At 59.0% G+C, this 18,876-nt stretch carries 20 protein-coding genes; 8 read left to right on the plus strand and 12 right to left on the minus strand.

What is annotated here, in order from left to right; translation table 11 throughout:
• Positions 1 to 4: 4 nt before the first annotated feature.
• The 5 genes from IAE36_RS01520 (at position 5) to IAE36_RS01540 (ending at position 4,635) form a co-directional block, all read left to right on the plus strand.
• Entirely contained in the window at positions 5 to 1,180 is a 1,176-nt protein-coding gene (locus IAE36_RS01520; protein ID WP_028632669.1) for a hypothetical protein, read from the plus strand.
• Positions 1,158 to 2,327: a M23 family metallopeptidase gene (locus IAE36_RS01525; RefSeq protein ID WP_236408490.1), complete on the plus strand. Its 1,170-nt coding sequence runs from the start codon at positions 1,158 to 1,160 to the stop codon at positions 2,325 to 2,327. Before IAE36_RS01520 ends, IAE36_RS01525 begins: the two co-directional genes overlap by 23 nt.
• 27 nt (positions 2,328 to 2,354) lie before the next feature.
• On the plus strand, positions 2,355 to 3,668 hold the full coding sequence (locus IAE36_RS01530; protein WP_201209862.1) for a hypothetical protein: 1,314 nt from the start codon (positions 2,355 to 2,357) through the stop codon (positions 3,666 to 3,668).
• A gap of 89 nt (positions 3,669 to 3,757) precedes the next feature.
• On the plus strand, positions 3,758 to 4,183 hold the full coding sequence (locus IAE36_RS01535; protein WP_028632672.1) for a hypothetical protein: 426 nt from the start codon (positions 3,758 to 3,760) through the stop codon (positions 4,181 to 4,183).
• A gap of 29 nt (positions 4,184 to 4,212) precedes the next feature.
• The gene (locus IAE36_RS01540) at positions 4,213 to 4,635 is read left to right on the plus strand and encodes a hypothetical protein (protein WP_028632673.1); all 423 of its coding nucleotides are present in this window, start codon (positions 4,213 to 4,215) and stop codon (positions 4,633 to 4,635) included.
• A 19-nt stretch (positions 4,636 to 4,654) separates the two neighbouring features.
• Here IAE36_RS01540 and IAE36_RS01545 read toward each other — a convergent pair whose 3' ends face one another.
• The 4 genes from IAE36_RS01545 to IAE36_RS01560 form a co-directional block, all read right to left on the minus strand.
• Positions 4,655 to 5,407: a hypothetical protein gene (locus tag IAE36_RS01545; protein ID WP_028632674.1), complete on the minus strand. Its 753-nt coding sequence runs from the start codon at positions 5,405 to 5,407 to the stop codon at positions 4,655 to 4,657.
• Between the two features lie 61 nt (positions 5,408 to 5,468).
• The gene (locus tag IAE36_RS01550; protein ID WP_201209864.1) at positions 5,469 to 6,080 is read right to left on the minus strand and encodes a hypothetical protein; all 612 of its coding nucleotides are present in this window, start codon (positions 6,078 to 6,080) and stop codon (positions 5,469 to 5,471) included.
• Positions 6,081 to 6,153: 73 nt separating this feature from the next.
• On the minus strand, positions 6,154 to 6,783 hold the full coding sequence (locus tag IAE36_RS01555) for an OmpA family protein (protein ID WP_028632676.1): 630 nt from the start codon (positions 6,781 to 6,783) through the stop codon (positions 6,154 to 6,156).
• Positions 6,780 to 7,154 (minus strand): hypothetical protein, encoded by a 375-nt coding sequence (locus IAE36_RS01560; protein ID WP_201209866.1) that lies wholly within the window; start codon positions 7,152 to 7,154, stop codon positions 6,780 to 6,782. Before IAE36_RS01560 ends, IAE36_RS01555 begins: the two co-directional genes overlap by 4 nt.
• A gap of 410 nt (positions 7,155 to 7,564) precedes the next feature.
• On the opposite strand from IAE36_RS01560, the gene IAE36_RS01565 reads away from it, so the two are divergent.
• Entirely contained in the window at positions 7,565 to 8,098 is a 534-nt protein-coding gene (locus IAE36_RS01565) for a hypothetical protein (protein WP_201209873.1), read from the plus strand.
• 25 nt (positions 8,099 to 8,123) lie between these two features.
• Here IAE36_RS01565 and IAE36_RS01570 read toward each other — a convergent pair whose 3' ends face one another.
• From IAE36_RS01570 to IAE36_RS01590, 5 genes are all read right to left on the minus strand, one after another.
• On the minus strand, positions 8,124 to 8,558 hold the full coding sequence (locus tag IAE36_RS01570; RefSeq protein ID WP_028632679.1) for a hypothetical protein: 435 nt from the start codon (positions 8,556 to 8,558) through the stop codon (positions 8,124 to 8,126).
• A gap of 126 nt (positions 8,559 to 8,684) precedes the next feature.
• Positions 8,685 to 10,484: a phospholipase effector Tle1 domain-containing protein gene (locus IAE36_RS01575; protein ID WP_201209875.1), complete on the minus strand. Its 1,800-nt coding sequence runs from the start codon at positions 10,482 to 10,484 to the stop codon at positions 8,685 to 8,687.
• A 28-nt stretch (positions 10,485 to 10,512) separates the two neighbouring features.
• The gene (locus IAE36_RS01580; RefSeq protein ID WP_201209876.1) at positions 10,513 to 10,962 is read right to left on the minus strand and encodes a hypothetical protein; all 450 of its coding nucleotides are present in this window, start codon (positions 10,960 to 10,962) and stop codon (positions 10,513 to 10,515) included.
• Positions 10,963 to 11,048: 86 nt separating this feature from the next.
• Positions 11,049 to 11,447: a hypothetical protein gene (locus IAE36_RS01585; protein WP_201209878.1), complete on the minus strand. Its 399-nt coding sequence runs from the start codon at positions 11,445 to 11,447 to the stop codon at positions 11,049 to 11,051.
• Between the two features lie 127 nt (positions 11,448 to 11,574).
• Positions 11,575 to 14,658 (minus strand): DotA/TraY family protein, encoded by a 3,084-nt coding sequence (locus IAE36_RS01590; RefSeq protein ID WP_201209880.1) that lies wholly within the window; start codon positions 14,656 to 14,658, stop codon positions 11,575 to 11,577.
• Positions 14,659 to 15,485: 827 nt separating this feature from the next.
• Here IAE36_RS01590 and IAE36_RS01595 point away from each other — a divergent pair.
• Both IAE36_RS01595 and IAE36_RS01600 read left to right on the plus strand, forming a co-directional pair.
• Positions 15,486 to 16,031, plus strand: a complete 546-nt coding sequence (locus IAE36_RS01595; protein WP_236408492.1) for a hypothetical protein — start codon at positions 15,486 to 15,488, stop codon at positions 16,029 to 16,031.
• Between the two features lie 11 nt (positions 16,032 to 16,042).
• Complete coding sequence (locus IAE36_RS01600) at positions 16,043 to 16,396, plus strand: hypothetical protein (RefSeq protein ID WP_028632684.1); 354 nt, start codon at positions 16,043 to 16,045, stop codon at positions 16,394 to 16,396.
• Between the two features lie 76 nt (positions 16,397 to 16,472).
• Here the strand turns inward: IAE36_RS01600 and IAE36_RS01605 are convergent, their stop codons facing one another.
• The 3 genes from IAE36_RS01605 to IAE36_RS01615 all read right to left on the minus strand — a co-directional run bounded on the left by IAE36_RS01605 (position 16,473) and on the right by IAE36_RS01615 (position 18,806).
• Complete coding sequence (locus tag IAE36_RS01605; RefSeq protein ID WP_201209882.1) at positions 16,473 to 17,321, minus strand: hypothetical protein; 849 nt, start codon at positions 17,319 to 17,321, stop codon at positions 16,473 to 16,475.
• A gap of 37 nt (positions 17,322 to 17,358) precedes the next feature.
• Positions 17,359 to 17,847 carry a hypothetical protein gene (locus IAE36_RS01610; protein ID WP_245614682.1) on the minus strand — a complete coding sequence of 163 codons (489 nt, stop codon included), beginning with the start codon at positions 17,845 to 17,847 and terminating at the stop codon, positions 17,359 to 17,361.
• Positions 17,848 to 17,936: 89 nt separating this feature from the next.
• Positions 17,937 to 18,806: a hypothetical protein gene (locus tag IAE36_RS01615; protein WP_328822846.1), complete on the minus strand. Its 870-nt coding sequence runs from the start codon at positions 18,804 to 18,806 to the stop codon at positions 17,937 to 17,939.
• Between the last annotated feature and the right edge of the window lie 70 nt (positions 18,807 to 18,876).

Raw genomic sequence — 18,876 nt, forward strand, 5'->3', positions numbered from 1 at the left:
GGACATGAAAAAGGATTTCGACCCCGCACGCGAGTCGCGCAAGTGGAAGCTTTCACTCGGTGCGTCGCTGGCACTCACCTCGACGCTCGCGTGGGCCTACTGCCCGCCACAGTACCAGGAAACCGTAGTATCGCCCGCCTTCACCGCGGCTACACAGGCCCTTAACGCAGCCGTCACGGCAGTCGACGCATCACTGTCAGCCTTGCTTGAAACCGAAAGCCAGCGTTTGACTTCTGCCATCGCCGTTCTGACAAAACAGAAAGCGCTGTCAGCCAACACGATGGCCGAAGCGGGTCGCAACTCTGCGCTGCAAACGGCCAACGCACTGAACGTGCTGGCGCAGACAGACCGTGTGAAACAGGCGCGCTTCGACTACGGCGGCGAGTTTGGCCAAGGGTATTCGCCGTGCTCGGTGTACGCCAGCCGCCAGGTGATCAGCAACCGTGATGCCGACATGGCCGGCGAAGTGCGTCAGCGGGTACGCTCCGAAGTTGCAGCCGCACCCGGCGCCTACGCCGACCCAATCATCACACAGGCGAAGCTGCTGGACGAGCGTAAGCCCTTCTGTACTCAGGACCAGGTCGACTCGGGCCTTTGCAAGACAGTTGGCAAATTGCCAGGGGCCGACCTCACCGTAGCCACGTTGTTTGAGCCTGCCGTAGAAGGTGAGGCGCTGTACAAGGCCAAGGTCAGCTTCGTGAACAACGTTGCCGGGCTGCCAGACGGCCCCGTACCGGCCTCCGCTGCCAGGTCATCTGCATCAGAGGACTACGCCTTGTCCAAAGCCCGCAAGGATGCGTTGGTATCACCTGCGCTGGCGAGCCTCAAGGCGATTCAGCTTGATTACTCCGGGGTAGAAGGCAAGGAGACTGGCACAGACCTGCCACTGGCCGAGCATTTCCGCACAGAAGTGAAACGCTATTCGGGCAATTCAGCCCAATACGAAAGCTGGGCACGGGTGATGGCTGCACAGAATGAACGTGGCGCGCTGGTCGAGTTGTTGAAAATCAAGGCGTTGGACCTGGCCATTCAGGAAAAACAGTACCGACAGTATGAAAGCATGGAAGCACAGCTGGCCTCGCTGGTCTCGATGCAAGTGACCACCAGTGGCGCCCAGGCTCGTACTACCGAAGCGGCTGCAGAAGCCGCCAGTCAGAATGCAAGACAAAGCGTGCAGTGATGGAGCGCCAGGCATGACAAGAACCCTTCTATGCGGTGTCGCGGCCATAAGCCTACTGACGCTTGCACAAGGCGCCGTGGCAGATACCTGCATGGTGTCGCCCACTGACAAGGAAGTCGTATCCGGGCGCTTCGGCAAGTTTCGTGGCGGCGGTTCGGGCAATTTTGGTTCTGCCAACCAGAAGGCGCACATGCACGATGGCCTGGACTTCTCCACGAGTGGCGCGTCCCAGCCGGTCTATGCCACGACCGAAGGCAAGATAACTTTCGCCGGGGCACGTGGCTCGGCGGGCAACGCAATCCTGATCGAGCGGGCTGGTGGGGACGTGGTGGCGTACTACCACCTTAGCGGTTTCGCCAATGGCGTAAAGCGCGGGGTCACCGTCAAGCCTGGGCAGCAGCTAGGCCTGTCGGGCAACACGCCAAGCACCTCGATGGTGAAGCACCTGCACTTCACCTACGGTACCAGTGCCAAGGATTCCGCCAGGGCGAAGGCGTTTGCCGAAAACGCCCAGCGAGGCCCCTTCAACCCAGGCCAACTGCCTCCGGTGTTCAACCGCCAGGCTGATATCGGCTGGAAAACTGACCCGGCTCCCTATTTCTGCCAAACTTACCCCATTCAGGATGGCCACCCGGAGCACTATCCCATTCTGGGCAAGGACACCAAGGCGCAACACGAGAAGCTGTTCGGCAACGTCCCCTCGGGAGGCGTGCAACCGGACTCCACAGCTGAGCCTGTGCAGGTAGCAGCTGCCAATGCCGATGCCGCACTTGCAGACGCTGCTGGCAAGACGCCTGCGATGTACTTGTCAGACTCCGATGGCTACGGTGCGTTGCCGACGCCCCCTATCGGGGGTTATGACACTATGTCAGTGGCCGAAATGCTGACGACAGAAGCTACCCGCCGCTTCAGCGACGCGGAGTGGAATACCAGCATCACGCATGTATCAAGCCGTGCGTTGTGGGTGGACTACAACCGTGCGATAGGTGTCAGCAACTACCTGTCAGAAGCGATTTATCGGAAGAAAGAAAAAGTTGAAGCACTGCTTGCCGTTTACGCGTCGCAGAAACTGGCAGGTCAACGGGCACAGACCGACTGGGCGCACAAACGCGCCCAGAAAGGAGCTGTTACCAGATCCATTAGATGATGCGGCGCACTTGAAAGGTAGAAACAGATGGAACCCAATGAAATCGTCAAGCCTGACCCAACCATCGCTGACTCGACCGCCGGCGAACCTGCCGTGGCGGGCCGTAGCTATGCAGGCATCTTGGTCCATCACGAAACAATGTCCTACCATGCTCATGACACCTATGGCGTCACCCTCCGTACCCCGGCAGGCCACCAGGTGTTGCATTCGGTCGGGCTGCAACAGGCCCTTCGCGATACGCCCATACAGCCGGGCAAGCCTGTATTGCTGATCAGCGAAGCCAACGGCGATGAACCGGTATGGCGGGCCATCGCCATCGATGAAGCCGCACTGGAGGCATTCAATGCCAATCGGTCCGCGCCCCAAGCGGCAGCAACGGGCACACCCGCCCCCAAAAGCCACCCCGCGCAGCCAAGCGGCGAGGCCAGCCAAAGCGCCTTGGACGCTATCATGGAGGTGGCAGCGCATGTCAGGCAGGCCAGCGCCAAGCTGAACCCTGAAGAAGTAAAGCGTATAAACGCCTCACTGCATGAGCAAGACCTCAGCGCACCCTCTAAGCCTGAGCGCGCACCCAATGCAGCCGAAAGCCTGGTGAAGGGCACGGCCGAACTGGCAGGCGGCGTGGCTTCGCTGACAGGCGCAGCAATGCAGGGCTTGGGTAAGGGCGCCAACGCCCTGGCCGGCGCCTTGCGTGGTGGCAATGCAGAAGCCAGCAAAACCGATCTGGCAGCTGAGGCGGGGGCAGGTGATGAGCTTTCTGGGCGGGTGCCAGTACTGCCGCGCCTCTCTGAATATCGTGTCGATCAGGTAGAAAAAGCAGCCAACAATTATCACAAGGCACACGAAGCATTCTGGGCCGCTGACAAGATGCCAGAGGTCCGTCAGGAAATCGAATCAAGGGCCACGGAGACCGGCCTGACGGTGCCAGAGGTCATCGAGAAAATGAAGCCAGACGGTGAGTTCAACGAACTCCACGAGTCATTTGTCAACGCGGTTGGCCAGTCAGCAGACGCACAGAACAACAAGAAGTCCATGGACAAGGCACTCACCGGCTGGGCGCGGCAATACGGGCGTGCGCAGGAAGAGCTGCTGAATCCGGAAACCGAAGGCAACCCCCATTACGAAAAACTCAAGGGGCGGCTGGAGGCCTCCAGCCAGAACATGCACAGCGACGCGGCCAAAACGCCCGCATTTGCCGGCGAGACACAATCGCACCTCGAACGCTTGAAAGAAGTCATGGCGCGCATTTCCGAGCGGCTCAAAGAGATGCTCAAGGGCATCGTTGACCTTGTGCGGGGCGTGGCTCCGGGCGGGTCGCGCGACAACGACTTTGCACCTTGATACCTACCGCTAGCCAGACGCGCAACCCGCCAGGCCGACGCCCAAAGCACTCATGAAGGCGCCGCCAGCCCATTTGCCAGGAGAAAGGAATGACAGAGTACAGCAGCTGGAACGAGGTTACTGCCACCCCCGAGGCTCATCGGGACTTCTTGCGGGTGATAGACAAGACCCTGCAGGAAGGCTTGGGCGGCAAGGACCTGTACCAGAAACTGAATCAGGAAATCACCGTGGCAGGCAAACCATTCAGCCAGGCATTTCACCTCACGAACCTGGAACGATACTCCGGCAACTGGGATACCGATGAAACGCCAGACCCGGTAAAGCTTGAGATTGTCGACCTGACTTCGCGGATCAAGCAGGCGGACCCAGGTTATGACCTGGCGCATTTCACGACGGGCTATGAATACATGATCACCGAAATGAAGGAGCGGGGTGTGGAGGTGAATGCCGGCCTGGACCACAGCGCACCAACGCAAGCGCGCAGAAGCGGCTCCGATTACGAGTCAGGCCTTTGAAAGTGGGCAGCTCCGAGGTGAGACCCTGCATGACAAGGTTGCTGGCACTGAGCCTGCTGGCCATTACCATGGCCGCGCAGGCCGCGACGCCACCTGGTTCGCCAGGGGAATCAACCGAGGAGCAGTGGCAGGAACTGCCGCGCAATACCACGGTGTATGTACCCGTACCGCGGCAGGTTATGCCGGTGGATGCCTACCGCTCATGCGCCAACCGATATGAAGGTGAACGTTGCGACTTTTCAACGCCGCGTGAGGGTGTGATTGAAGGCGTCTGCCAGGCGCCGCAAATGCGGCAACCCCCTGCTTATGGCTATGAGGTACAGCAGTATCCAGCCCAGGTTCGTACAGGGCTTGTCTGTGCCCCGGCAGATGGCCAATCGACCGGCGCCGGCGGCCAGCCTGCCAACCCAGGGCATGAAACACCCTACCCGCCGCCTACTCCGGAGCAGTGACTGCATCAGCGCCCGACGCTTAGGCTGTCGGGTCTACGCTGCCATCCTCGACAGGCGCATTCGGCTGCAGCATCTGCTGGATGAACTGCAAGGTTTCGGGCAGGTACTTGCAAAACACTTCGTCTTGTTCTGGTGGCCCCTGTATATCGCCCCGCTCCACGCTCATCGCCCACTGCTCCCGGTAATGTTCGGCAAATCTCGCCCGGGTGCGCAAAGCTTCGGGCGAGCCGTCGGCGACCAGTTCGTGCAACAGTGCCTGTGCGGTGTGGGTGAAGATCAGGCTACGTTTGTATTTAGCGGTCTTCAGGCGTGATTGCACAAGCATCGTCTGGTACTGCCTCTCCACGGCCTGGACAATATCGCGCTGCAACTGGTTATCGCTGCGAAGGCTGGCCAGTTCATCAACCATGGCGCCCTGCCCACCCTCGGCGGCCCTGGTCACTTGCCCCTGCGCGGCCTTGGTGAGTTGCTCCATCATCAAGTCTATGAGTTTCTGCTGCTGCGCCACCGTTTCGCGCAGTTGCACGGCCTCAGTGAAGTACTCACGAACATGGTCGCGCAAAGGGCGTAGCTTTTGATTGGCGCGCGCTACGCCAGCGTTCCAGCCTTCCGTATAGCCATGCTCACGCCCCTGCTCGAAACCCTCTCCCAACCCTTCTTGGCGGCCTTGATTACGACCGATCTCGAGATTGGCAATAGCTTGTTGAACCGAGCCATTATATCCCCCGTCAAGCTTCATGTTGCCCTTGGGGGCCTGCCAGTTATGGTCCATTGCTGCCTCCGATGCATCAGCAGACGCTGGGAAATTGCGCCGAAAAGCGCCAACCCCTTGCCTAGCGCGTGGTTTTTATATCAGCCCCGGCTGCCTCTTCAGCGGCCGCTTGGGGCAGGGCAAACTCACTTAGCCGGTGTAGCGCCACCGCAACCCAGTCCCCACCAAAGCGCTCATCTTCGAGCACAGATTTGAGCGCCAGAATGGGTACGCAGTGCCCGGCATTGCCTTTGACATAAAAAGCGGCAGTCCATTCGGGCAGCAAGTGACGAATGTTGTCATGGGCCTGAACGCTGAACATCAGTGCCAGCACCCCAGACATCGCCTTTAGCTCCCGGCTGGGTAATGCATCTGCCAGCCAGAATGCCACCTCGCCGAATTGCCCGGCCTGAATCGGCAACAGAGCAATTACCTTCCCTGCGTCATGGCCGACCACGATACCAGGCTCCAGGGCGAGCGGATTGGCGCCGAAGGCCAGCATCTCATGCCGGATAGGCAAGGTCTTCAAATAATGCTCAAGGAGCGTATACATCTCGAACGCCGCCGGGATGTCTTTCTGGATGGCTGCCGTGCTCCCGGCCATGACGCTCAGGAACCCGCCACCATCCTGCGCTAACACATTACCACCGATGGCGTGTGCCACCAGCGCCTCAAGTTCTTCGCGCGAATACATCTTCAACCTCGTATCTCGTCGGCTTCACAATTGAGTTGGCGTGGCGAGCTTGGCACAGCTGGCCCTCGGCCCGTCAAGGTTTACCGACAAACTCGAACTCCACCCTGCGGTTGGCTGCGCGCCCCGCTTCGGTGTCGTTGGGCGCTATATACTGGCCTGCCCTGCCCTGAGCGCTGATCTTCGCCGCCACTACACCGCGACGGACCAGATACCACTTGGCGGCCTCGGCCCTCATTTGCGCTACACGGCGGTTGCCTTCCAGGCTGCCGACACTGTCGGTGTAGCCATAGATACGCACTTGGCGTGCGGCTTGGGCAGCGTTTAATAATGCATCACCGTCTGCGGCGCTCGGCCCGAAACGAGAGTGACCGAAGGCAAAGTTCAGCGTCATGTTATTGATGGATGCCTGAACTTGCTCCTGCCCGGCTCGAATTGCCAGCAACTCCTGCCGGCTGCCCCTGGCATCGGCTTCAGAAGCCGCTAAGCGGGCTCGCAGGCTCTGGATTTCTTGTTGCAGCGCCCGGATGGTTTGCTGCATCTGCGCCGAGTCCTGGCCGGTGGCTGTTGGTGCGGTGTAGCGCATTTGCGGTCCAGCGCTGTCGATCAATTCGAAACCTGCAAGAACCTTGGGCGCCAGGCCTGCCGAAAGTGCAGCGAGCAACACGGGCAAAAGTCTGCGCGGGGTTTTGACCAGGGTGTTCATGCATTTCTCCAGAACCGCATAATCATGTAGACGACGACCGACCAGGCATAACCCAGCAAAAGGGTTAGGGCGCCGGCCAGCAGATAAGTACGTACCGGGTCGGCACTGGCCTGGCCCAACGGTTGCAACCCAGGAAAAAACGCAGCCGGAAACCAGGCGAACATCACGGCCACCAGAGGCGCCAGCCATAACCCACGCAGCAGACGCCCCTCATCCCCCGCCCGCGTCCACCAGGCGTACCACGCCAAGCCCGCCACGTATGCGGGTAGCAGCATCACGCAGAGCACCAACAGGGTGTAAGAAAGGGCAGCAATATAAAAGCGTGCAGAGCCTTGGGCCATTTCCCCCATCAGCGTGGTGATGACAGCCACGGCGAACGCAATCAGCGCCCCTAGCAACGGCAGCGAAATGAGACATAAGGCCCTTCGTCGCTCATTGGAGTGTGAAGGCCGCGAGTGCTGCGGCAAAGGTGGCAAAGCGTAGGACACGGCGCATCACTCCTTGAAAGAGCCAGTCAGTGGTTGTTTCGTGAAGTGCAGGCCTGGCAGGCGTCACGTGCAGTGCCATGGCCTCGAGAAACGATCAAACAGGCTTGTTAGAAAAATGTTGTATAGGATGTCGAGTATGAGTTTGAGGGTATGCCCCGTCAAGGTAAAAAGGCTCGGTTAAACCCCCGCTCACTTGACCAAATACAGGGGTTGACGCACACTCAGGCCATATGAAAACCATTTTTTTAATAGCCAATATTAACAAATCAATGATTACCAGAGGGATCTGAAGCATGAAAGTACAGCACCTCATCGTGCCGCTCCTGGCCTCGCTTGGCTGCGCGACTGCTTCTGCAGACAACATCGATCCGACTGAAGCCAATGCCAGAATCGCCCAGGTTCTGACCTGCAAGCGGCCAATTTCGCCAGAAGGGTTTGCTGCATTGATCAAGGCAGCGCACGGCAAAGCCACCGTGCAGGCATCAGACCTGTCGGACGCCGAGTACACCGTACCCAACCCGATAGATGTATTTGGTCGCCCGGTTACTGAATTGTCTGTGCATTCAGCCAGTGACGGTGAAGGCGACTTCAATGAATATACCGGGGCGTTCAGTGGCGAAAGCATCCAGACCGTGGCGAAGCTTGGGGATATTCCCAAGGACGATATCGGCCATTACAAGAAGGCCGTCGGCAACCACGACCTGTCACTGCGGGCAGAGTCGGGCGGTACGTACATCTCCTGCGCCAATGATGTACGCACCGTAGTCAAAGCCATCAAGCGCACTGCACGTGATGCAGCCGATGCCGTGAAGCGGGTCGGCCAGTAATGCGCTCGAGGGACCGACGTGCGGGCTATTGCGAGTAGTACTGCCCTGCCAACTGATGGATACGTGCTACAGCCTGTTCCTGAACGTGGGCCTGCTCGCTGGCCCACCGCAGCACTTCGGTATCCGGAACATAGCCCGCACCGGTGGACTTGCGTGCGATGAACCACAGCGTTCGCATCACGAACAGCGGGTCGTTTTCCAGGCGCAACTCGCCTGCCGCTTGCAGGTGGCTGACTACCGTTTCAACTGCTTTCTCCAACCCCTGATCCCGTGCGTACTGAACCAGCGTGCCCAGTGTGGTTGGGTGCATTGATGGGTGGATGGTCAGTGGCGTGCAGCATGCTGTATCCAGCGAATCCCAGAATGTCACGCCATCCTTGCAGACCATTGCCACGCGGCGGCCACCTGCCATATCGTCCAGCTCGATAAAGGTACCCGGCTGGTACTTTTCGATTTTCATCTTGTAGCCCTTACGGATTGACTGACCGACATCGGCCGGCATGCCTCTATTGTATGCATGCCGGGCGGCGAAACGTAACGCCTCGGTGGCTGACCGTAGCCACAGTATCGGCCAGCCCGCCGGAGCTCAGGGTTGCGGTGCGTCCCAGGCGACGGTCAGCTGTGCCTCACATTCAGGGCCACGCGCAATGTATGCCTGGCCAACCGGTTTACCGTCAGCGCCTGGTATCTGGAAGGCAGCGTCATCGCTAGCGGCTGGACGCTGGGCCACCCACGCTGATGCCTGGCGAAGCCCGTCGTGGAGGAAATCCGCCTGCGCACCCGGCGCGACCCGCTCCAGGTCCAGCGCGACCACTACCTCATCCCCGCCCTTCAGCACAGGCACCTCACGCGCGCCCTCAAGGCTGCCAACCACGTTGCCATTGGTGTCATGCAACAGGATCGGGTCATCGAGCCCAAGAGGCGCCCTGGCCTTGGCGCCAACTGCCGCCTCGTTCAGAATCCGGCTGACCTCGTATTCGAAGCCCAGGTCGGCGAATGCCGCAGACCCCTCAGGGTTGATCCTCACCACTGCGTAGCGAGAGGCGGCGGCGGGCACCGGAACCTCCACGAGTTCCAGTTGCTCAATGAATGCCGTTTCAGGCCTGGAGCGTGCCACCAGTGCTGACAATTGCTCCACTTGCGCCTTGTTCGCAGCACTCACCTTGGCCTGCTCGTCTTCAAAACCGGCTTCCCGGCGCGCTGCAGCCCCAGCCTGCTCACGCATCACAGGCACTACAAGCGCTTGGCCCTCACCCGCTCGGTTGCTCCGGGCGGCTATTTTCTGGGCCAGTTTTTCTTTCTGCTGTTGCCAGGGAGACTTGGACAGCGTGTCGTCATTTTCATAGATGACCTTGCGCCCGCTGACTTCATGATCGAACGGCCGGGTTTGACGACCTCGGCGCCACAGACTCCCACGCTCCAAAGCAAACGACGTGTTGTCGAGCACCTGGAAGGAGCCGTCTGGCTGCTGCCTGAATGCCTCATTACCCTTGGACAGGCGCGAATCAATCAACGCCTGACGCACTTGCTCCGGGTCTTTGATAAGCGCGTTGTACTGCTCAACCCGCAATGCATCTTCCGGCAGCAAGGGTTCGAGCTGCACGCCCGCGGCTTGCAGCCGCTGATACATGAGCGCCAGCGGGCCCGCAGCCAACACATCATTGCGGTAGCCGCCCCCCACCTGGGAATGCGCGCCAGCAAATCTGATTTCTTCGATGCGCGTGTTGTCATCGAGCCTCAGAGCACTGGTCAAAGGGAAGGTCGCACGGTATTCATTCATCGCCACCAAGTGAGTGGTGGATTTGACGTTAGGGTGGATCTCCAGATTCTTGTCGGTGTGGCCCGCGGTCAGCGGGTTGCCATAAGAGGCCACCGTATCGAAGATAGCAAGCTTGTTGACATTTGCCTCACCCGGCAATACCAGATGCTCGCCGGTGGCGCGCCCTTGGCTGTCCAGCCGCGGCACACCGCGCTCGATGAACACATTAGCCAACGCGCGCGCCTGAGCCGCGCCACGGCTAAATCCAACCAAGTTGACGTCCGGGGACGTGTCCGGGTATTTGTTATGGAATGACACCAGCGCCTGATAAGCCTGCTCGATGCGGCTTTGGCCACCCGCCCCTGTTGCGCACTCGAAGCCAATGGCAGGCAAATTGCGCCGCTGGCTTCCAACCCCGTCAATGTAGACCTTCTCCGACAGCCCGCTGCGTTCACGCCCATCGTATTGCAGGGGCGGGTGCGAGGAGTTGCGCGAAAGGTTGGTGCCTTGAGCGGCATCAAGGTCGTACAACCGCGCGACATTGGTATGGCTGCCCAGCGGGGTATCGTTATCCTTGCTGTTTCGGGTACCGTCAAGGTAGACGGTGATATGCAGAGAATCGCTCATGTCATGTCCCTATGATCCGTGTGCCCGATCAGGTTCTGCGCAGCTCTAGAATATGTTCGCGCAAAGCGTCGCCTGCCTTGTTGATGAAACTGACGTAGAACGCCTTGCCCAGATGCAACAACGGAGACCCGCTCAGTGAATCTGCCGCTGCATCGACCCCCAAGGCACCAGCCTCCTGCGCCAGGTTCTCCAGGTTGCTGGCATGCAGCGCCTCGTCGCAGGGCTGCTGATGGCATGTGGAAATCAGATATTCCATTGCAGCCTCCTCAAGTGCTGCGTAGAGGTGAGTATCCAGCGCAATCAGCGTCTCGCGAACAAGCCCTGGGTCGACTCCCTGCGCTTCCAGGAGCGGGCGGACTCGCGTTTCGGCAAGCGCCAGGAAATCTGCATGGGTATAGCCGGGCATAGGCGCATATACGCCCGCCGGCAACTCGTCGGCACTGCCTGGCTGTTGTTCTGGGTAATGGTCGTCTTGCATGGGCAACTCCCGGTGGCGAATTTGATGATAATGGGACAGCCCTGAGCTCAGAGGCTGCCTGTCATGCTCATAGCGCGTGCGATGGCCTAGCCAGCAGCGCCGCGTTCATTCTGCAGCGCTCTTTCGGCTGCCCGGTAAAGCAATGTCAGGTCTGTGCGAGCGTCCAGCACGTCGGCATGGAACACAGCGGCGACAAAGGGCGCTACCCGGAAGAAGTCTGGGGGCTCTTTGGGCGGCGTGCTATGGATTGGAAAGATCGGGTTCGCCGGGGCCGCCAGCTGGAACTCATAGCCAAAACCACCCAAGCCGGTGCTCACCGACAGCGCCTGGGCCAGGCAGAGTACTGACACCAGTCCAATGTCAGCGACATCATCGGCGTACAGCGCTCCGCCATCGTAGACGAACTGCTCGCCACGGACGATTGCTTGGTCAGCCAGACCAGTCAACAGCCGCCGGAGTTGGTCTTCAAGTGGGTCGTCAACCATGTGTAGCCTCCGCTAGCAGCGAAATGGGTTGCACATCACATTGCGCAGGCATCTGCGCGTCACCGTCCAAGACCCTCAGGCTTCTGAAAAATTCCTGAGTCTCGGTACTGCGCGTCTTGGTACGCACTCACTTATCGTCTTGATTGCCGACCGTCGAGCGGTCTGTCGCATAGGGCTCGCCGGTACGGGATGCGGCACTGCCCCCCCTCTCACCGCCATCGCCGCCCTGCGCGGCAGAAGACGACGCGGCGCCGGTGTCACCTGCCGGGGTTGCCCCGGCAGGCGTCGATGCCTCGCTAAATGCCTGGCCTTGCCCGCCTACGCCTGCCGACCCGCCCGTCGAGGCTGCAGGTTCACTGCCTGCGCTGCCGCCCGCGTCGCTACCAACTGGGGCCGAGCCGCCAGCCATCGATTCCTTGTAGGCCTTGATGCGGGCGTCAGCACCTTCGCTGAACGCCGCCTTGCCTTCGGCGCCGGCGGTTGAAAAGGCCTGCTTGTAATCGGCCCCCGCCTGGCTTGCCGCACCCGCCAGGCCGGCACCTGCCGAGAGGGCACCGGCTGTGAGACCGTCACGCAGACGTGCGCCAGATGAACCGCCCTCCGAGCTGCGAAATGACTGCACACCCGCGCGCCCTGCCGACAACGCCGCCCCGCCGACGTTGCGCGCAGCTCGGCCTGTAGCTCCGACCGTGCCGGTAACGGCTCGCCCCAGCCCGACTCCAGCCGCTTCTGACAGCTTTTCCCCGAAGGTACGCTTGTCCTTTTGGCCCTCCTGGCCACCTTCACCGCCACCACCCGAGGCCTTGGGGGCGCCGCCACTGACGCCCTGGCTGTTGGCATTGAGGAGCGCCTGGCGTCCACCGCCACCTCCACCGCCGCCTCGACCGCCACCACCGCCACCGCCACCGCCTTGCGGACCATCGGGCGGGCTGCCGTCTGGTGGCGACAATTTGTTCTGCCCCTTGTTGCCACCCAGACGCATACCTGAGCCTGTACCCTGAACCTTGGACCCTACGCCCGCCATACCACCACGCATGTCACCCACAGCGCTGGTCTCGCCCATGCTTGGAAGCCCACCACCGATCCAGCTCAGCACCGTGTCTGGTAGCGTTTGCGGCAAACCGAACGTCATGTACAGCACCGGTAGCAATGTCAGGCCGAAGACCATGAACCACCAGGCAAATGTCAGGAATTCCGAGATGGCGCCCACATTGCCGGACGATGTAACGACCGCGCCGCGCATGGCGAAAAAGCCTGTGGCGATATAGTCGATCACCGGGTCTGACACCAATACAGCTGCAAACAGGCCAAGCACTGCCAGGGCAGGACGAGCGAACAGTGACAACAGCAACAGGTAACCTTGCGTCTGCGAGCCCACAAAGGTGCGATCCGGTGTCATGTGCATAACGGCCCACAGGGGTGCGGCAATGATCGACTGCAGAACCGCCAGCACCCAACCAACGAACACGATCATGAACAAGGTATAAGGGAGGCTAGGCAGGAATACCGCGAAGTAGAAAGCCAGCGGCTCGATATAGCTGGCCATGAGCGCCAGCTGCTTGACCGGCACCTCGAGCACCCAATCCCACAGAGGGGTTACTACCTTGTCCAGATCAAGGCCGTTACCCAGCCCTTTGACCGAGGAAAGCGTACCCGCCAGCACCCGGATGGCAGTGCCTGCCGTCTTGATCGCAACATCCGCGACCAGGATGCCTGCCCGCGCAACGGTGAGGTAGTCACCCACGCATTTCATGCGGTTGAGTGAACCGCCCATTTGCCCCGCTGTACCGCAAAGTGGAGTCTGCCCGTTACTGCCTGCGCCTGTAGCGATTTCCACCACATTCAACATCACCCCGTTGACAAACGAGGACATTTTGGCGTCCATGTCGGAACGCAAGGAGCTCAGGTTGATATCGCTTTTGGGGTCCTTGGGGATCAGGCTGGCGATGTCGTCTGGCCTGGCTTTTCTCACCTGGCCACTGCCGGTTTCGGTCTCGGCCTTGGTATTGATTGCTTCGGCAATCGTGGTGACGCTATTGCTTAGCAGCGCAGCGCGTGCGTCCGCAGGCAACCCCCCCAGAGACGGCGGCCCCACGGTGCCCACGGGCTCGGCCAGCACGCCCATGATCTGCCCACGGACCATACCCACACGCTGGAACCAGCCGCCGGCAGCGGCCCAGCCATCAACAGTCAACGTATCGATGAACCCCTTCAGCCCGCTGTCAACACCACCTTGGCCGTTGGTAACTTCAGCAGCGAGATCAGTCGCGATCTGCTTTTCCCACTTTTGGACGATGTTATTGAGCTCATTGGAGTTCACCGCGTCCCATCCAGGGTCATTGATGGTGTACGGCCACCGATTTACCCATGCATCCAGATCCTGCATCAGTGCAACGGCTGAAGTCAGCTTTTTGATCTGAACGCTCACCCTCAACTGCTCCAACGCCTGCGGAATGGCGCCCTCTACAGTTCGCGCTTCAAACCTGAACAGTTTCATCGTGCCGCACACCGGTGAACCGCCGGCCAGGTTGCTCACATCGTTACGGTCTTTAAAGTCATAGGTGGACTCCGTACGCCCGTCGATGACAGCCACCTTGTCGGCAGGCGCACCCTGTCCTGGCTTCGCCTGGAACAGGAAACTAGGTCCACTGGACCCCTTGTAGATCTCAGTGGCGGCCCTCATGCAATAGGCGGCATTGACATACTGCCGGGCGAAATCGCGCAACCCATAGAAAGCACCTGGTGCATTCACGCCCGCGACGATGCCGTCTGGCGACAACACGCCCATTGCCATGCCGGCCTTGTAGGTGCCATTGGCAAAACCCACGCCCCAGAGCGAGAACATCAGCACGATGAGCTGGATGAAGGAAAACCCGCTGGTCGTCGGCAATAGCACGGCACCACCCGCGACAATTCGAACGGGCGTCCACAGGGATGACCAGCTCTTGCCCATCGCCTCACCGTCGTTCGCCGTATTGGTCACGCCCATCACAGCGACATAGGAAACGATCAACGAGCCAATGATCAGGATACCGCTGTTGAAGAAGCTGAACATGGTAGCGAGGATGTTGGCGCTGGCCTCTGCATTGCTGGGATCAATCCCCTTGACCAACGACATCACGACCGGCCCGAAGATCTTTTCAAGCATTAGAACCGACTGGTCGGTGCAATTGCTTGCATCGCTGCACGGAGAAAACGGCATCTGGGCCATTGTGAATACCTACCTGAATCGATTTGCGCGCGGTTGATCGAAAACGTTCGCGACGAATTTCCCTTGGATGCTCCGTCGTCCCTGAGCAGCCGACCGCCTTCCTGACCAGCCCAGAATGCGACTGCAGGTGACGATCAACGTGAGCCATGGCGCCCAATGGAGAGCCATGTCCAGCAGATAGCTAAGACGAGGCCATGGTAAACCAAAAATAACTTAATTATCAAAATATTGTTGTCAGAGAAAACTAACAAACCCTTTTTGTGAACTGCTCCGCATTTTTTGACTGAAAAAAATCAGATTATCGATTTTTTGAAATTTCTAAAAATCAGAATATAAAGCAATAAAAAATTAAATAATAGATATTCTTTAAGTTTTTCCAAATGAAAATAGAGAATTATTGGTGTTTTTCGCCAATCACCGCATTGTCAAACACGGCATCCGACGCTACCTACCTGCACCTGCTTTCCGCCCACTGGAGCCACCCATGCGGCCCATCACAAAGACCAGACGTGAAAATCAGAAGCGCCCCCATACCCCTTCAAACCGGGGACTTGGCAGCCATCTTGTAGATACCGGGACATCCTTCGATCACACTATTTCTCACGCCAGGAAGGGATATCGAAAATTACAAAAAAAACCTGAATGACACGCTTGGATCAGAAGAAATAACAAAGAAGAAATGCTATGGTCTTTCGAGATGGGTAATCCCAGCCTGCCAAGGGCTCCCCACAGTACCTACCTGGGCATGAAAGCCCTGCAAGAAACGACGGACACAGATGCAGCTATCAATACGTGATGCGAGCCGATTTGTGATTGGCGCCGGGCTAATGCAACAGCAAGCTATCGAGGCATCGGGCAACCCGGCGATAACTTTTGAACATGTGGCGCTGGCCGCCCTGCGCGACGGGCCTGATGGCGAAAAGGTCCGATACACCATCGACGTGCTAGCCGAGCAGGAAGCTGGCTGGCTGCGCAATACACCGCCACATACCTTGCGCTCGGACCGGGTGATGCAAAGCCGTGCCGCCGAAACCCGAGCGTTTACAGCCATCCACCGCGCCGTCGTGAGCGTGGTGCAATTCGAAGCAGCGGGGCCCACCGAGAAACGCGCGGCAGAGGGATCGCTTAGGCAATCACTGCTTGGCGTGCTTGAGGCCATCGATAATGCACCCGGTTCCCGCGCAGATCGCGAAGGCCTGCTGGAGAACCTGCGTATTCAGATAGATGCGGTCGCATCCGACACCGAATTCATGAAGCGGGCATTGCGCGACAGCGAGCAGGCCTACTTGGCCGCCGATCTGGACAAGACCTTTGCCCGGTACAACCACCCAACGCTGCCGCGCAGCGATGGGCTCGACGAATACAGCATGTAATAGGCCCCGCCATGCCCACAGCACAGGATTTCCAAAGCTGCACCGCCTCGGTGTTTCCCTCTCAGGCATCCGAAATCGTGATTGCCAAGCAGCCGGTACTGGTTGATTACGGCCACGACCTTCGCGCGGTTATCAACCAGCTACCCCCTGAAGCTTCGCGCATGCTCATGGGGGAATATGGCTCTGCAGGCCCATCACTGGTTAGCGAAATCGAGCAAGGGATTCTGACGCGGGAGTTCGCGTTCGAGCACGCCGCCCAGCAAGCCAATCTCAGTCAGGATTGGCTGAATGCTGCAGAGGGCCACCATCACGGCATTGATGAGTCCGTCGCCGCGGCGGACGATGCGTGGAACAACTCACCTTGAGCCACCCTGACCCTAACAGGGCTGCCAGGCAGCCCCACAGCAAGCCGGCTTAATACGCTTTAAACAGACAAGCGTGTTACCGAGCAGCGTTCGTGAACTTGTAGGCGCTGTTTTTGCAGCTTAACGACGCTACCGTGAAACGTACTTCGTGTTGCGCGTAATCGGCAGAAGAAATGTTTGCCGGCTTGCGCCCTTTATCCACAGCGCCCTTAGGTATCAGCACGGCATCACACAACGTCATGTCTCCGACACGCGTGTTCAGGGCGGCAGCTTTTGAGCGCATCTTCGCTTCGAAATCGCCGTCGTTGATAACCACTGGGGTGCGAGCGGGCGTCGTTACCAAAGCATAGTCCTGGCCCTTCGCCTCACCCAGAAAACCCACGGTGATGTACAGGTTGCGGCCGTTATCGAACCTCGGCATGCCAGTGAAGCGGGTCGTGAATTGATTTTGAGCAGCCAGCTGGCTGATGGTGCGAGCCGTCAACGACTGCCAATAGGCGCGCGGCGGGTTGACTGCATCGTAGGCGGGCGCAGCCCTATCATAAGGCTTGCCGGCGCTTTTCAAGTCATCCTGCCTGATCAGGTAATACTGCTGGCAGTCATCACTGACTTTTGCATCCAGGGGCTTGCCTGACTTGGCGCTGTAGAGCATCGCAGCAGCACACTTGTATTCGTACCTGCCACCCAGATAAAGATACTGCCCATTACCCAGAGGGTTAAGCACGGGAATCAGATCCAGCTCGCCGCCAGCCGCACCACCTGCAAGCCCGTTGACTACCCCGTTGGGCATCATTGAGGTCAGGGAACTGACGGTCTCATCGGAAAAACGAATCTTGGTGGTGCCGTCTGGCATCTGCTCGGTGGTGACACAACCTGCCATGGCAACTGTGACCACTACGGGCAGGATGAGTTTGCACTTGATCATGCGCGCATCCTTACATTAGAAATCGGCTGGAACTCGCTCAGAAAAAACGGCCCATGTCTTGCTGTTTGGCTGTTGCCTGACGGGTTTCGCGTAGCCTGCTGACCACATTACCCGGCTGCATCGGTACTGGATCGCCACACGGCTCACCCACGTCGATCACAAAGCCATCACCTACGCTCACGTTGACGAACTGCACCTGCCTGGCAGCCGCCATCAGTTCACGCTTGCCCGCCTGATCGACGAAAATGCCCAGCGACAGCGGCGGCATGTGCGAATCCATGAGTGCTATGCCGTCCACCGACAGGTAAAGCCGGTCGGACACACTCGCTGCCTGAAACGGCATGACCGAGGCCCATGCCGCCTCGAAAGGCTGCACCCCCACATAAAGGGTGTCGCCTTCCAGCGCAAAACTGAAGCGCCCACTTTGCATGGGTGACAGCAGCATGACCTGATGATGCTCAGGGTGACGCTGCATTTCTTCACGCGGAAAATTGGCTGCCCAGCGCAGCAGGTTCGTGTAACCCACTACTTGCCTGGCTGCACGGCCTATGCGGGCCCTCTCATGGGGCGCAACGGCCGGTCCCACATCCCTATGGCCCTGATTCGACATCAGCATCAGCCCTCGTGTTTTTTACGTTTTTCCAGCATCCCGAAGAAGTCATCGAGAATCTTGTTCAGCATTTTTTGCGGCGTGTGACCAAAGTGTTTGGCATGCTCCGATACACGCTCGTGGTTATCATTGCGCAACGTATAGGCATTGGAAGGATCCTTTTTCCGATTGCGGAACGAAATAAGCCCCGAGCGCCGCGCCATCGACATCATGCGCTCGTAGTCGGTGTGCGATATGTGGAACTTCTTGCGGATATCCACCTTGGTCAAGCGCTCATCCGCCTTCATCAGCCTGACTGACTCAAGCATCAGGTTGTGCAACTGGTTGAGCCTGACCAGATGGTTGAAACCACTGTCTATCTGGCCGCGCTCGACAGCGCCACGGTCGGTATCCGGGCGCGCCAGCCCGCTGGAAAGGTTTTTCAGCACCACTTCATCGGATAAGTCGAGCGGGTTGCGGTTCTTCTTTGTTTCCTTGAAATCCGGGGACTCGCCACTCAGGTAATACACTGAACCCTGTTTGGCAATCTCGACCTCCAGGAAGGAGCAGGCCACCATGAAAATGTCCTCGGTGCACAGCTTGCGCGACACACCTTGCTGGACAACCTCACGGCTCTGGGCTTCACCGGGCGCACGCAGGGCGGCGTGGGTGTGCTTGGTTCTCTGGATATCCTGAACCATGTTGAAGTAAGACTTCAGGGGCAGCACTTTGTCAGACAGGTTGACCAGCGGGTACAACTCTTTGACTGTGTCTGCCAGCACATCTGGCGAGGGGACCAGCAGCGACCTCAGGCCCTGGGCGAGGGACAACAATTGTGCCCCATCTTTCACATCATTCGCGGGTCGCATATACGTACCTAAGGTTTTCCAATCCACAATAATCTACAGGTGCTGAGCAGCCGGCAACCCTTGCTCGCAGAGAGCATGAGTGCGACCTCAGGCAGAG

The organism is Pseudomonas sp. S36 (assembly GCF_016647875.1).
Lineage (GTDB): Bacteria > Pseudomonadota > Gammaproteobacteria > Pseudomonadales > Pseudomonadaceae > Aquipseudomonas > Aquipseudomonas parafulva.